The organism is Pseudovibrio sp. WM33, from assembly GCF_001623165.1.
In the GTDB taxonomy this organism is placed as follows: Bacteria; Pseudomonadota; Alphaproteobacteria; order Rhizobiales; family Stappiaceae; genus Pseudovibrio.
The window spans coordinates 1-13194 of sequence record NZ_LMCK01000001.1 but is presented as its reverse complement, the minus strand read 5'-3'; the positions used below and the strand labels follow the sequence as shown (position 1 = coordinate 13194).

Genomic DNA, 13194 nt, shown 5'->3' with positions numbered 1-13194 from the left:
TAACCCACCTAACCGGGTCAATTTTGCATGCCGATTCACAAGATAGAGATGCATCTCGGACTGGAAGAGCTTCTGGAGGCGATCACTCAAATTATGCGAAGTTCAAAACGTCAGCCTGCCTATCATATTGTCGATTGTGGTGCTTTGTTTTTGAAAGTGCTGGTGTCTTGCACAAAGGTGCGTGAGGAGAGCGAATAATCGCTTTGGCTCATTAAATCACAGGCCCATGCTATCGGCATCAAAACATCTATAGCCTGAAGATCGAGAGGGGATCGATATGGCGAGAGCACAGTTGAACTTGAGTATCCAGCCGTATCGCATGCTGAAGAGAGCTGATGCGGCTTCCTATTGCGGTCTAAGTGCAACCAGCTTCCTGGCCAACTGTCCGGTTCCCGCTGTTCTTCTTCCCGGAGGGCGTAAGGTCTGGGACGTCAAGGATCTGGATCGCTGGATTGAAGGCTTAAAGGAAGATAGCCGTCCATCGGATGATGATCTCCTCAATCAGCTGGGGGCTTGAAATGACGATAATCCGAGTCAAAGGCTTCAAGATCTTCAATGACCAGCATGGCAAGCTGCGGTGTTATCATCGCAAGACTGGTGAACCAATCAATCTGGAAAAAGCGCCAATTGGCAGTGCTGCTTTTCTGGCGGAATGCGAGCGACTGACAAGCTTGATGTCCGTGGCTGATACCAGCAGGCCGGGCACGCTTGGCAATCTGATTGACAAGTATCGCGCCAGCTCTGCCTTTCTTGAACTAGCTGATCGCACCAAGTCGGACTACCAGAAGGTCTTTGATTATCTGGCACCAATCCACAACACACCCCTCACCCGCTTTACCTCGCCCTTCATTGTCAAACTCAGAGATAAAGCAGACGAACAGCGTAAGCGGCGTTTTGCCAACTATGTTAAGCAGGTGCTTTCTGTTTTGTTTTCTTGGGGCAAGGAGCGTGGGTTCGTCAAAGAAAACACTGCCCTTGGGGTTAAATCCATCCGCAAACCTAAGAACGCTCCAATCGCCAATAGGCCCTGGACAGATGACGAGCGCAGGATCGTTTTAAAACACGCCCCGGCTCACATGGTCCCTGCCCTTACCTTAATGATGTATACAGGGCTTGGCCCACAAGACGCGCTTACGCTTTCCAAGCAGCAATACCAAAATGGTTTCATCTCAACACGGCGAGCCAAAACGGGGGCCCCGGTCTTTTGGCCTGTCATTACACCTTTGAAAGCAGCTCTTGATGATGCGCCAGAGCACGAAGCCCTAACGCTTTGTGCAAACTCCAGAGGGCAACCATGGACTGTCTCGGGGTTCAGAGCATCGTGGAGAAAGCTGCGCATCCAATTAGAAGACAAGAACCTGATTGAGCCAGGCCTTACTCTTTATGGTCTGCGACATACGGTGGCGACCATTTTGCGGGAGGTTGGGCTGAACGACAGAGACCTTGCTGCAGCGCTTGGACATGAGACAGAAGCGATGGCACGGCTTTATGCAAAAGGCGCTGATTTACGCAAAAGCATGTCGGATATTGCAGTCCGATTTGTGTGGGGGGGACTGTTATTCTGCACAGAGGTATAGGCGGGTAAAATTGAATGAACCCGTTGAAACTTCTCAATTATATCGTTTTGGATAGGGAAAAGCATTTTGCACAGTGTTGCGCAAAATATATTCAAAATGGGCGCTTAGGTGTGCATATAACGGTCAAAAATGAGCAAAAGAAAGTGGTACGTTTGAATTGGCTGGCTTCAAGGGCAGTTTAGCTGAAGCGGTGACCGCACCACACTACTTTGCCGATGATATGAAAATCTTCAAGATCAGAGCGTTTTAGCAGCTCGTCTTTGTGAATAGGATTTTGGCTGATCAGCTCAACATCGCCCTGAATTGTTGGGCGGAGGTACTTAACACGCGCCAAACCACCGTAGACAAAGGCATAGACGCCATCAGACAGTGTGTTGCGCTTTTTGTCGACCATCACTAGATCACCGTCGGCGATGAGCGGATCCATACTGTCACCGTCCGCAGTGAGGATAATCAAGCCGTCTGAACTGCTTCTGCCAAGTTTCCCGCCTAAAAATTCTTTAGTGAACGGAATATCTTCCACTCTCTCGATGCTATCGCCGTTCAAAGCACCGTTACCAGCGGCTAGGTGGACATCAACACGTGGGATGGTAATAAAATCAACCGCCTGTGCTTTATTTGGCTCGACATTTTGGACGCCTTCAATGAGCCATTCAATACTCACGTTAAATAACCTTGCAATTCTCAAGGCTTTGTCTGCACTCGGCATCCCGTCATTCAGATAATTTCTGAGCGCTCCAACCGATATCTCACATTTTTCTGCAAACTCTGCTCGACTGTCATCGCCCATAAGCTTTTTTAAGCGCTCAGAGAAGGTGCCATTGTTAGTCATTTGCAACAATGGCCTAACGGCCACCCTTTTATAAACAGAATACGCGCCTTATTAAGCCATTGTAAGCGCTATATAAAGCCAATAATCAGGTTAAAAATAACCATATCAAACAGTGGCAGGTTATATATAGCTTTAAATCGAGCTTTATTTAGCTATTCTATCTTCATTCGTTACCAACAAGTGCAAATCACCAAGGTGAGTCGCACGGTGAATAAAAAAGCGGCTGCTGCAACAGTCCGCTTTTAAGGAGATACAATGGCTAGACGCACACCCCAAATGAAGTGGGACAAGCATTCAATCAAGGCTGAGTTACACCGCAAAGAGTGGACGCTCACCGAAATCGCTGCCAGAGAAGGCATGCACCGTACCACGTTGACCAAGGCTCTGGATACCGGAACCGGACGTGGCGCGGAGCTTATCTCCAAATATCTCAATATTCCTTTGGAAGAGCTTTGGCCTAACCGGCGCAAGCGCTCTGCCCATGTCATCTACAATAGCGACAAACACGGCCCAAGCGCTAGTCAGAAAAACCGACCTCTCGCTGACACTCCACTTACCGAGGCAGAGGTGGCGGCATGAGAACGGCTCGCGCAACACGATGTGTTGCCCCGCGGTTTTATCGGCGCTTTGATTATCACGCGGGACAAGACAATCTCCTCAAAGACTTTGCCAGTGCGATTGCCCTTGGGATGTTCACCACTGCGTTTGTGTTTTGGGCTTGGGTGCTGTGCGTAGCAGTCGCGTCTTACAGAGTGGGATACCCACTATGAGAGCCCGCCGCTGCCAACATACTGACGATTTACTGAGCTGGCAGCCTCCACAGGTAGAGGCCCGTTTTGAACCAATGCGGGTTCGCTCGGCGACTCCTTCTGGCAAAGTCTGCCGGGCCTTGTCTGAGGCCATGAAAGAAGATGGTCGTAGCCGCGAGGAAATCGCAGCAGCCCTGTCTGAACATCTTGGAGAGCCCATCAGCAGGGACAGTCTGGATGCATGGGCAAGTGAAGCAAGGGAAGCCAGCAATATTGCCGGGTATCGCCTGATCGGCCTCGTTTCCGTTTTGAGATCAAAAGAACTGCTTAACGAGCTTCTGGCTCGCACTGACATGATTGTGGTGGACCGGAAGTATCGCCCTCTCATTGAACGGCAACTGATGGAAGAAGCGCAGACGCGCATCAAGAAAATGATCCAGAAAGTAGACAAAGAATGGAAGGGCTTGAAATGAGCGGAACAGTTCCAGCCCTATCGGATAACGGTACGAAGCGTGAATGGTTTACGGCTCGTGAGCTAGCGGATTTAAAACTTCCGGAGATCCCCCAGAGTGACCGCAAATCTGTGATCCGCTTCATCGACAGGCACGATTGGCAATCCTCTTCCCTCGCTCGAAAACGCAAAGGTCGAGGCGGTGGCTGGGAGTACCACATTGACTTACTACCAGAGCCAGCTCGTAAAGCGTTAGAAGCTCGGTTCAACATTGAGCGTCTTAACGCAGACGTGCCTGTTGTGCGGGTTAAAGCGCCTGTGACTTTGGCGGATGCTGACGGCGCACAACGTCGCGCTGCGGAAGCTCGTAAACAGATCTTGCAGATGGTGGAGCAGCTGGTCATGCGCGGCATGGCTTATGACAAAGCCGTATGTGGGCTCACGGCTAAAGTGAAAGTGCTCCTGAACCAAGAGGTTCTAACGCCGGATGAGGAGCAGTTACTTCAGTTGGTGCGCACGGCCAAGGACAAGGGAACGGGGATCTCCCGCCGTGCCATTTACAACTGGCGCAAGGCATTTAAGGACAGCGGCTTTGCTGGTCTCATTCCGGGCAAGCGCAAGCAGGATGCGCTTAACGCTGAGCGCTATGCCTGGGCACCGGGATTCCTCAAACTCTATGCCGATCCGCGCAAGCCAACCGTCGCGCTGGCGCTTGATCAGTACCGCGCCAGCCTTCCTGATCCTGCACAGGCCCCAAGTTACGACCAGGTCAAACGTTATCTGACCAAGCTGAAGAAGGCCGACCCGATTGCTGCCTATAAAGGCCGCGAAGGTCTGCTGGCGCTTAAGGCCCGCAAAGTCTATGTGAGCCGGTCAACTGAAGGGTTGGAACCAACCGACATCTATACGGCTGACGGCAAGACCTTTGACGCTTTTGTCGCACACCCATTTTCCGGCAATCCGATCCGCCCTGAGATCACCAGCATTTTGGACGTAGTGACCCGCAAATGCGTTGGTTATTCCATCGGACTGAATGAGAAGGCCTACGATGTTTCTGAAGCCCTGCGCAATGCCAGCATGGCAAGCGGTGTTGCTGCGATTTTCTACGTAGATAACGGTAAGGGCTACAAAAACCTGCTGCTGGATGAAGCTGCAGTAGGCATGCTGAGCCGCCTTGGCACACACAAAGAACACAGCATAGCCTACAACTCGCAGGCTCGCGGTATTATTGAACGGTTTAACGGATCAGTTTACACCCGCCTTGCCAAAACGCTGCCAAGCTATGCTGGTCGTGATCTGGACCGGGAAGCCGCGCTGAAGCTACACAAGAAAATCAAGAATGATCTTAAAGAAACCGGCGCATCCGAGTTACTCATCAGCTGGAACGAGTTCCTCAAAATTTTTGATGGAGCTTTGCAATACTACAATGATCGACCTCATTCAGCTCTACCACAGGTGCGTGGAAGCATCACCGGCAACACTCGCCATATGTCTCCCAATGAATATTGGGCTCAATTTGAATCTCACGGTTTCAAGGCCGTCACTCTTGCCAAGGAAGACAGTGACGACCTGTCTCGACCGGCAGTTCGCCGCAAGGTTTCACGCGGCCTCGTAACAATTGAAAAGAACCGCTACTTCGCGCTGGAGCTTGAACGTTATGACCGCCAGGAAGTCATGGTTTGTTATGACATGTTGGATGCAAGCCAAGTATGGGTGCGCGAGCTTGATTATGTGGACGGCATTGAAACCCCAGGTGCGTTGATCTGCACTGCCAAGTTTGAAGGCAACAGCCAAGCTTACTTCCCCAAACCGGTTATCGAAAGCGCCCGCGAGAAAAAAGCAAAGACAGCAGCCAAACGGCTGGAAGACAAGCTGCGCCGTGTCGAGCAAGAGCAGCGTCCGGGCTATCTCGTGGAGCATTCTGGCGAGCAGCCTATGGAAGTGTTTGCTTCGGCCCCCGGCTTTGAAGAGCGCGACGACGATCTTGTTTCAGTCGTGATGAAGTCGGCTCAGCCCGAAACCAACGTGGTTCACATGGCGGAACCAATTGAAGTTCAAGAACCGAAATCTCAACCCACAACCAAATCCGGCAGGCCAGTATTTAAGTCCAAGGAAGAGCTTGCTGTTTGGGTCCTGGATAATCCTGAAAAAATGACCGATCTGGACAAAAAAATCCTGTCGGACTGTGTGACCAACAGGACTTATCTGGACCTCTTTGAAGCGCTTGGTATCGACGCGGAGAGCCTTCGAACTCTCCTCCGTGCCGCTGCCTGACGCCCCTATAAACGCACTTAAGGAACTAACAGATGCGGAATGACTTTGTAAAGACCTCCAACGTGCAGCGCTTTTTTAACGCGCTGACTGCCCTGAATGAACGGGGCGCACAAGAGGCTTGCCTTGTGGTCGTGGACGGACTGCCGGGACTTGGCAAAACAACCACCTTAAGAAACTGGGTGGGCAAGACTGGCTCGATTTACCTGCGGGCCAAGAAAGAGTGGACGCCAAGCTGGTTTATGAATGAGCTTCTGGAGGCCTTGCGGGTACACCCACCTCATGCATTCCAGAAAAAGTACCGCAAGGCTCTTGAGGAGCTGGCCGGACGGCAAGCTTCTGCTGGGATTGAAAGCAAGGCGTTTGGGCTGGTGATTGATGAGGCAGACCACGTCTCCAGCAAATCAGCAATTTTGGAGACCATTCGCGACATCTCCGACATGATTGAGCTGCCAGTCATTTTGGTGGGCATGGGCAAGGTCAACGATAACCTAACACGCTTTCCGCAGGTTGCCTCCCGTGTTTCCCAAAAAGTTCGTTTCGAGAAATGCTCTGAAGACGATGTAAGGGCTTTGATCGACGGGCGCTGTGAAGTGCCGGTGGCTGATGACTTGCTTAAATTTATCCGCAAGGTTTCTGGCGGGTATAATCGCGAAATTTTAGAGGCCATTGCCAATATTGAGCGTCATGGATTGCTTAACCCTCCCGGTGAAGGCGGGCTGACTATGGCAGACATGGCCGGGGTGACCATCATCAATGACCGCTCCTCCAACCGTCCAATCACGGTGCCGGAGGTGCTGGCATGACGCTTCCTGGCGAAATCCCGACAACCTTGCTTTACAGCCTTGGAGATGGCGCTTGCCGGACCATGGATGAGCTGGACGCGCAGTTGGACCTGTCTCGCAGGCAGATCTCGAAAGGAGCAACTAAGCTGATCTTTCGCGGCTTGGCTGAGCGTGTGGAAGCCGGGTGCTACCAGCTCACAGAAGCAGGAACATGCGCGGTGAAAGGCAATGTGACTTTGACCAGTGGCCCGATCATGCCTGACAGAGGCAAGAGCAGAGCGCCACAACGCAGCACCTTGCGTCAGCGGGCTTGGAACATCATGCGTATGGGAGAGGCTTTTACTGTTCCCGATTTACTAATGGCAGCCCAAGAAGGCACAGAGAAAACGGCGGATAACAACCTGCACCGCTATATCAATGCTCTGGGCAGGCTTGGCTACCTACTCGAAATGCCGCGCCGTGCGGCTGGAACAAAGCTCACCTCCAACGGATTTAAGCGGTGGCGTCTTCTCAAAGATACTGGCCCAGTTGCACCGGTGTGGCGTCCGCAATCAAAGACGCTGTTTGACCATAACCTGGGCAATTCCGGGGAGGTCGTATCATGCAAATAGATGTACGCGGCCTCCTTGAAGAACAGGTGGCAACACTTGGAAGCAGACAAGCTGTTGCAGATGCTTTGGGCGTATCACGTACGGCAGTCAGTCTTTATCTGGCTGGAAAACTTGAGGCCAATGGTGGACGAGTAGACCGCTTTGAAAGCCGTGCCATTGAGCGGTTTTGTGACCGCGTGCTGTGCCCATACCTTGGGTCGGACATTAGCCGGGAAAACTGTCAGAGCAACTGTGATCGGGCCATACCAACCAGTGACCCGGCAGCCCTGCGCCATTGGGCAGCCTGTCAGCGCTGTTCCCTGAACGCCTCCCGAACAGGTCAGGAAACAGCATGCTAAGCGGTCTCCTGAAAGAGCTTCGCGTTCTGTTTCTGGCCTCACGCTGCAATGAGGTTATGGAGCCGGAAGCTCATGAGCTTTTCGCCCAGACATTGCTCAAGGGAACGGAATTGGCTGAGCAGTTGGAACGGCTTGCAAAAAGCAAGGTGACACCCCTGGAAGCCTCTCATTTCAACGACCCCAAAATTGCTGTGTTCCCAACCCTGAGCCGGGGCACAAAATGTATTCACAAAGGAATTGACCATGACACATGAAACAACCGCACGTCTTGACCCTGCCCAGTACTGGGAAGATCCGAAGGGAGGCATGATCCCGGTTTGCGCGATCAAGCCCGAGCATCAGGAAGAAGATGCGCTTGTTAAAAACGTAGTAGCCAAAGCCCGTGAGCTGCACAGCTTGCTGGGAACATTTAAAACCCACAGCATGGGAGAGGTTCAAGCGTTTCGCGAACTGATTGCCGAAAAGTATGGCGCTCAAAAAGGCGGCAAGAAAGGCAATATGACCTTGCGCAGTTTTGACGGCAAGCTGGAGCTACAAATTGCAATCTCTGAAAGCATCAGCTTTGGACCAGAGCTGGAAGCCGCCAAGGCACTGATTGACAGCTGTATTCATAAGTGGAGTGAGGGAGCGAATGCCAACCTTCAGGTGCTAGTAGATGATGCTTTCCAGGTCGATAAAGAGGGGCAAATCTCAACAGGGCGTATCCTCGGCTTGCGCCGTCATTCCATTGAGGACAATGAATGGCTAAAGGCCATGGACGCAATCTCTGATGCGGTGCGGGTGACTGGCTCAAAAACCTACCTTCGCCTTTATGAGCGCAACCCTGCAACTGGGCAGCGCACCCCAATTTCTCTTGATCTTGCAGCCGTCTAGGAGGCCCCCATGAGCAGTCAACAAATGGGATACGATCTGCGCCGTGAGCATGAGCGCTTGAAGATCATCAAGGAGTATTGGAGCAAACGCGGCCACCGGGTTGCGGGGCTCGTTAATGTCAATCACGAAGACGGCCCAACTCCACTTTACACCACAATCACTGATATGAAAAACGGGTGCCCCATCGGGCATCCAGCAAACGGGGTGGGAGGAAGATGATGAGGGAACAATTCAAAGACCATGTTGTAAAGGAAGCGCCTGTACGCTCTTTCGAGCTGCGCAATGCAAACGGTAGCAGTTGCTATTGGTTCAATGTGACCTGGACGCCGGGTGTCTTAACTTTGGCCGGTGATCTGGGCGATATGACGGTCACTCACTATCATGCAATGTCGACTTTTGAGGAGGCGGTTCATTGGATTGACGACATCGCCCTGAGCTATCTTTGTGAGAAGGCAAGCAGGCGCCGCTCTTATTCGCCGGAACTAACGACAAAGAGCATCATTCAGGACCTCAATGAGCCGGTACTTGACGAGATCCTGGGTGAAAAAGGCTGGGGGACAGACAAACGCTCAGGCGGTATCCGGAAAGAACTGCAGTACCTTGCGAAAGACGCCAAGGAAGAGTTTGAAAACAAATATGAAACAGCTCTTTCGGAGGGACTAGGAGAAGAAGAGGCAAGGATACGGGCTGAGGAAGCTGCCCGTTTGGTCCGTGAAGATGACCCTTATGATACGGCTTCAGCCTGGACGATTACGGAAAGCGAAACGTGCGATTACATTAACAATCTGAGTCCACTTGACCGTTTCCGCATCCCAGACCATTGGAAGAGATGGGCGCGGGCGTCCTGCTATATCCATGGTCATGAGCTGTTCGTTTGCGATGTGACTAAAGCATCGGAAAGGCGTCATCTGCGGGATGAAATCGAAAGCCGGTGCCAAGACAAACGCGAAACGTTGGAGCTTCTTGATGCGTTAGACCGCGATTATGAGGGCCTTCGGTATGAGTTCACAGGCCAGGATAAGTGGCATCATGACTGTCTGCTTTTTTGGGCTTCGGAAATGAAGCGTATGGACTATGTGGGCACGGACAAGGAGGCAGCCTGATGAGTCGGTATCTTGCTCAAATTCATATAGCGAAGAAGGATCTGGCGCTGGATGAGGACAGCTATCGGGCTGTCTTGAAGCGGATAGCCGGAAAAAGCAGCGCTAAGGATCTGAATGAAGCACAGCGCTTGTGCGTTGTTACCGAGTTTAAGCGCCTTGGCTGGGAACCCAAAAAGCAGGGTGGCGCGTTCCGCCCTGCATCCAGCAAGGGCTATGTGCGTAAGCTATACGCATTGGCAAAAAGTCTGGACGACCTAGGCTATTGGGAGGCGCCTTACAAGGAGGCTCTGCGGAGCTTTGTCAAAAAACGCAGTGATGTGGATGATCCGGAGTGGCTGACCTACGACCAGGCCACCCCTTTGATTGAAGCCCTGAAAAAGATCGAAGGGAGGTTATCGAGATGAAGCTATTTGCAGCGGCCAACTTCAAGCGCTTTCTCTGTTCCAGTTTCAAATACTATCACTACAAAGCTGTGCTCGTGCGGTTTTTTGATATCGCGAAGAAACTGTTTGCAAATGACCTGGTCAATCACAAGGTACCAATCAATCCATGCTGCGGAAGAGAACAATTGAAAGATGTGTTCGCTATTCCATTGAGCGTGATCAATCCGGTTATATTCAAGAACTTTTTCGATGGCGTCTTCCTGCCACGATTCCAGTTTGGCTTCGGCTTGCACTCCGGAAGCAAACAGCAGGGCGAAGAGGGTCAATACAAATCTCATAGTAAATACCTTTTAAAACAATCAAATGAGGCGCGCGTATTCAATCAGCGCAACAGGGTATTTACAACCATGAGAGGCGCTCATGGTTGAGTTTCACCCAGTTACTGACCATGCGGTGCTGCGCTACATGGAGCGGGTTTTAGAGATTGATGTGGGTACCGTGCGCGAGCTGATTTTTCGCGAAACCGAAACCGCTTTGCTGGCCGGGGCTGCCGGGCTTCGCTGTGATGCAATCCGATATGTGTTTGCTGACGGCAAAGTGGTCACGATCATGCCCTCGAACCGGTCAGGAGGGCGTCATGGTTGAAGCAAAGCACCTGACCGAGGATATGCGTGATATCTATGATATCTGCGGTAAGGAGATGGTTGAGGAGCTTTTAAGTAAGCTGCCGGGGGTGGAAGTGAAAATCCCACTCAAGTGGAGCCAGAACAATCCTTTAGCGCTCATTGATCGTGTCTTTGCCGATTTACTGATTGCGGAATTACCGGGCAACAAAATCTATATCCCAACCCATGTGGGCCGGGGGGAGACCAGAGAAGCAGCGTTAAAAATGCGCAAAGATGGCATGACAACACTCGCAATTGGTTTGGAACTTGGCGTTTCTGAACGCTATGCCCGTACCCTGGTCTCGGGCAAGAAACTGCCCAGGCGCAAACCGGTTGACCCACGTCAGATCGACCTGGAGGATTTACTCAAAGAGCAACCGCCGTGATTTGCCCCTTGCGGAACTGCTTCCGTCGCACGAGATCCCAAAATATATGAGGCTCGCCCCAGTGATTGTTAGCTGAGGCGGGCCTCATGTCTTTTATAGTAGAAAAATTGCGCCGTGCACGCGGCACTCAAACCTCCGCAGAACCGCTGCTCAAGCAGGAAGCAGCTCGACTTGGCTGCGAGATGGCCGTCTTGCAGGCTGTTTTGGAAGTGGAAAGCAAGGGGGCCCCTTTTGATGATCAGGGCCGCCTGATCCTACTTCCAGAAAAGCACGTATTTTACCACGAACTACCTAAGTCCAAGCGACTTAAGGCCGTCACTCTCGGCCTTGCCGCCAAGCGTTGGAAGAAAAAGAATTACAAAGGGCTTGGAGGCTCTGGCTCAAATCGCCGCTGGGACCGCTTGAGAAAGATGGCAAAGCTTGATGAGACGGCAGCTTTGAAAGCTTGCTCTTACGGCCTTGCTCAGATCATGGGTTTCAACTTTTCCATGTGCGGCTATGACAGCGTGCAGGATTTTGTTCTGGCTCTTGCTGCAAACGGCGAAAACCAGATCAAGGCCTTTGTCTCTTTTTTGGAAACATCTGGTCTGCGCGAAGAATTACAAGCCAAAGACTGGCGGGCCATTGCCCGAATTTATAACGGCAAAGGTCAGGTGGACTATTATGCTGCTTTGCTTGCTGAAGCCTACGCCCGCATTGCTGGTACGACTTACAACTTTGCGACCGGCTCCTCTGGCGCTTCGCAGGTCTCCTCCTCTGAGACTATCTTAAGCCTTGGCTCTTCCGGCTACCGGGTCAAAGCCTTGCAGGAGCGTCTGGCAACAGTTGGGTTTCCTCTGCGCCCAGATGGTGATTTTGGTCCAGCCACACGGCGGGCTGTGGTGGCGTTTCAGGTGGAGCACGGCCTAAAGCCAGACGGGAAAGTTGGAGGCAACACTGAAACTGCTCTTGAGCAGGCCGTGCCTCTGACACAGCGGCACGATGAGGCCCGCGCAGATCTGACCGTTCGTGACCTGCGGGCGGCGGGCTCACAAACCGTTAAAAAAGCAGATGACCTGACGCGTGTTGCAAAGGTTCTGGTCGGAACCAGTGTCGGAGCGGGTGCACTTGGAGAGACCTCTCAAGGATTGTTGGATCAGCTTGGCACGGGAGCTGAACAGCTCAGCCAGCTTCGTCACCAGCTTGCCCCGCTGATGGAGCTTGCCTCCGATAACAAATGGCTTTTGGTTGCCGGAGTTGGGCTGGGGATCTGGTATCTGGCACGAAACATCAAGCAGCGCCGTCTTGAAGATGCACAGAGCTGGAGGCACGCAGGATGAGCTTATTGTTTAAGGGAGCCGTCTGGGTGTTGGACAAGCTTGGCGGCGGTATCGTTGACCGAGTACTCGGCCACTTTGAGGCACGAGCAAAAAGCGATAACGAGGCGCTCCGTATTGGTGCAACCGTTACCAGTGAAGAGATCCGCGCTGAGTTAGAAAGCCGCCGTGCCGCCCGCGATATTGTACTGGCTGAGCAAGGCTGGTGGGTGACAGCCATGATCCGCCCTGCATTTGCCTGGCCGATTGTCATTCACTCCGGCGCGATTGTAGCGGACAGTCTGTTTCACTTTGAGTGGGATGTAGCCAAGCTGCCAGATCCTCTTGGTACGTGGGCTGGCTGGATCGTCGGCGCGTACTTCCTCACCCGTCCTTTTGAAAAAGCCATTCGCGGCGCATCTACCCGGAGGGTCCGGTAATGTCTGAGCAGATTGCAAAGGAACTGGGAGAAATCAAAGGTCTCCTTCAGGGCATCGATAAGAAGGTCGATGGGCTGGAAGTCCGTCAGGAAAAACAGGATGAGCGGTTACGCGCCGTTGAACGTAAAGCCATGGTGAACAGCACTGTGGTCGCATCGGTGGTTTCTGTTGGCGTTGCCTTTATCAAGCAGAAAGTCGGGGCCTGAATGAGTAAGAAACCGTCCAAGGCAGATCAAAAGCGACTGGCGCGGCGGCTGTTTGTTCTTGACCGGCAAGCAATCCCGACCGTAGCATTTTCCATTGGCGTGTCTGAAAGCACCCTACGGCGCTGGAAGAAGGATGCGGCAACGGGTGGTGACAACTGGGATGCAGCCCGCTCTGCCAACGCTCTTGCAGGTGATCAGCCCCACTTGAGTGGTCCGGTTTGAAAGTTAG

The 13194-nt window shown here is 52.4% G+C and carries 22 protein-coding genes; 21 read left to right on the top strand and 1 reads right to left on the bottom strand.

Annotated features, from left to right (window positions below; translation table 11 throughout):
* Positions 1–27: 27 nt before the first annotated feature.
* From PsWM33_RS26605 to PsWM33_RS00105, 3 genes are all read left to right on the top strand, one after another.
* Positions 28–198 carry a hypothetical protein gene (locus PsWM33_RS26605; RefSeq protein WP_208994315.1) on the top strand — a complete coding sequence of 57 codons (171 nt, stop codon included), beginning with the start codon at positions 28–30 and terminating at the stop codon, positions 196–198.
* A 79-nt stretch (positions 199–277) separates the two neighbouring features.
* On the top strand, positions 278–517 hold the full coding sequence (locus tag PsWM33_RS00110; protein ID WP_208609212.1) for a hypothetical protein: 240 nt from the start codon (positions 278–280) through the stop codon (positions 515–517).
* A gap of 1 nt (position 518) precedes the next feature.
* The gene (locus PsWM33_RS00105) at positions 519–1577 is read left to right on the top strand and encodes a tyrosine-type recombinase/integrase (protein ID WP_206598961.1); all 1059 of its coding nucleotides are present in this window, start codon (positions 519–521) and stop codon (positions 1575–1577) included.
* Positions 1578–1755: 178 nt separating this feature from the next.
* Here the strand turns inward: PsWM33_RS00105 and PsWM33_RS00100 are convergent, their stop codons facing one another.
* Positions 1756–2409 (bottom strand): XRE family transcriptional regulator, encoded by a 654-nt coding sequence (locus PsWM33_RS00100; protein WP_063298788.1) that lies wholly within the window; start codon positions 2407–2409, stop codon positions 1756–1758.
* 255 nt (positions 2410–2664) lie between these two features.
* On the opposite strand from PsWM33_RS00100, the gene PsWM33_RS00095 reads away from it, so the two are divergent.
* The 18 genes from PsWM33_RS00095 (at position 2665) to PsWM33_RS00005 (ending at position 13187) form a co-directional block, all read left to right on the top strand.
* Entirely contained in the window at positions 2665–2988 is a 324-nt protein-coding gene (locus PsWM33_RS00095) for a helix-turn-helix domain-containing protein (RefSeq protein WP_082826815.1), read from the top strand.
* 187 nt (positions 2989–3175) lie between these two features.
* On the top strand, positions 3176–3631 hold the full coding sequence (locus tag PsWM33_RS00085) for a hypothetical protein (protein WP_063298786.1): 456 nt from the start codon (positions 3176–3178) through the stop codon (positions 3629–3631).
* A complete protein-coding gene (locus PsWM33_RS00080) occupies positions 3628–5883 on the top strand; it encodes a Mu transposase C-terminal domain-containing protein (RefSeq protein ID WP_193778345.1) in 2256 nt (751 codons plus the stop codon). Before PsWM33_RS00085 ends, PsWM33_RS00080 begins: the two co-directional genes overlap by 4 nt.
* A gap of 32 nt (positions 5884–5915) precedes the next feature.
* A complete protein-coding gene (locus PsWM33_RS00075) occupies positions 5916–6686 on the top strand; it encodes an AAA family ATPase (RefSeq protein WP_063298784.1) in 771 nt (256 codons plus the stop codon).
* Positions 6683–7276, top strand: coding sequence for a hypothetical protein (locus PsWM33_RS00070; RefSeq protein WP_063298783.1), 594 nt, complete (start codon positions 6683–6685; stop codon positions 7274–7276). Before PsWM33_RS00075 ends, PsWM33_RS00070 begins: the two co-directional genes overlap by 4 nt.
* The gene (locus PsWM33_RS00065) at positions 7267–7614 is read left to right on the top strand and encodes a hypothetical protein (RefSeq protein ID WP_063298782.1); all 348 of its coding nucleotides are present in this window, start codon (positions 7267–7269) and stop codon (positions 7612–7614) included. The genes PsWM33_RS00070 and PsWM33_RS00065 overlap by 10 nt, the downstream gene beginning before the upstream one ends.
* Positions 7608–7868, top strand: coding sequence for a hypothetical protein (locus PsWM33_RS00060; protein WP_063298781.1), 261 nt, complete (start codon positions 7608–7610; stop codon positions 7866–7868). Before PsWM33_RS00065 ends, PsWM33_RS00060 begins: the two co-directional genes overlap by 7 nt.
* Positions 7858–8487, top strand: a complete 630-nt coding sequence (locus PsWM33_RS00055; protein WP_063298780.1) for a DUF3164 family protein — start codon at positions 7858–7860, stop codon at positions 8485–8487. The genes PsWM33_RS00060 and PsWM33_RS00055 overlap by 11 nt, the downstream gene beginning before the upstream one ends.
* 9 nt (positions 8488–8496) lie before the next feature.
* Positions 8497–8706, top strand: a complete 210-nt coding sequence (locus PsWM33_RS00050; RefSeq protein ID WP_153039875.1) for a hypothetical protein — start codon at positions 8497–8499, stop codon at positions 8704–8706.
* The gene (locus PsWM33_RS00045; protein ID WP_063298778.1) at positions 8706–9590 is read left to right on the top strand and encodes a hypothetical protein; all 885 of its coding nucleotides are present in this window, start codon (positions 8706–8708) and stop codon (positions 9588–9590) included. The genes PsWM33_RS00050 and PsWM33_RS00045 overlap by 1 nt, the downstream gene beginning before the upstream one ends.
* On the top strand, positions 9590–9994 hold the full coding sequence (locus tag PsWM33_RS00040; RefSeq protein WP_063298777.1) for a regulatory protein GemA: 405 nt from the start codon (positions 9590–9592) through the stop codon (positions 9992–9994). The genes PsWM33_RS00045 and PsWM33_RS00040 overlap by 1 nt, the downstream gene beginning before the upstream one ends.
* On the top strand, positions 9991–10401 hold the full coding sequence (locus PsWM33_RS27035; protein WP_153039874.1) for a hypothetical protein: 411 nt from the start codon (positions 9991–9993) through the stop codon (positions 10399–10401). The genes PsWM33_RS00040 and PsWM33_RS27035 overlap by 4 nt, the downstream gene beginning before the upstream one ends.
* Positions 10394–10618: a hypothetical protein gene (locus tag PsWM33_RS00030; protein WP_063298775.1), complete on the top strand. Its 225-nt coding sequence runs from the start codon at positions 10394–10396 to the stop codon at positions 10616–10618. The genes PsWM33_RS27035 and PsWM33_RS00030 overlap by 8 nt, the downstream gene beginning before the upstream one ends.
* Positions 10611–11024, top strand: a complete 414-nt coding sequence (locus PsWM33_RS00025; protein WP_063298774.1) for a hypothetical protein — start codon at positions 10611–10613, stop codon at positions 11022–11024. The genes PsWM33_RS00030 and PsWM33_RS00025 overlap by 8 nt, the downstream gene beginning before the upstream one ends.
* 86 nt (positions 11025–11110) lie before the next feature.
* On the top strand, positions 11111–12343 hold the full coding sequence (locus tag PsWM33_RS00020) for an N-acetylmuramidase domain-containing protein (RefSeq protein WP_063298773.1): 1233 nt from the start codon (positions 11111–11113) through the stop codon (positions 12341–12343).
* Entirely contained in the window at positions 12340–12759 is a 420-nt protein-coding gene (locus PsWM33_RS00015) for a 3TM-type holin (RefSeq protein ID WP_063298772.1), read from the top strand. Before PsWM33_RS00020 ends, PsWM33_RS00015 begins: the two co-directional genes overlap by 4 nt.
* Positions 12759–12965, top strand: coding sequence for a hypothetical protein (locus tag PsWM33_RS00010; RefSeq protein WP_063298771.1), 207 nt, complete (start codon positions 12759–12761; stop codon positions 12963–12965). The genes PsWM33_RS00015 and PsWM33_RS00010 overlap by 1 nt, the downstream gene beginning before the upstream one ends.
* Positions 12966–13187 carry a DUF1804 family protein gene (locus tag PsWM33_RS00005; protein ID WP_063298770.1) on the top strand — a complete coding sequence of 74 codons (222 nt, stop codon included), beginning with the start codon at positions 12966–12968 and terminating at the stop codon, positions 13185–13187.
* Positions 13188–13194 lie beyond the last annotated feature (7 nt).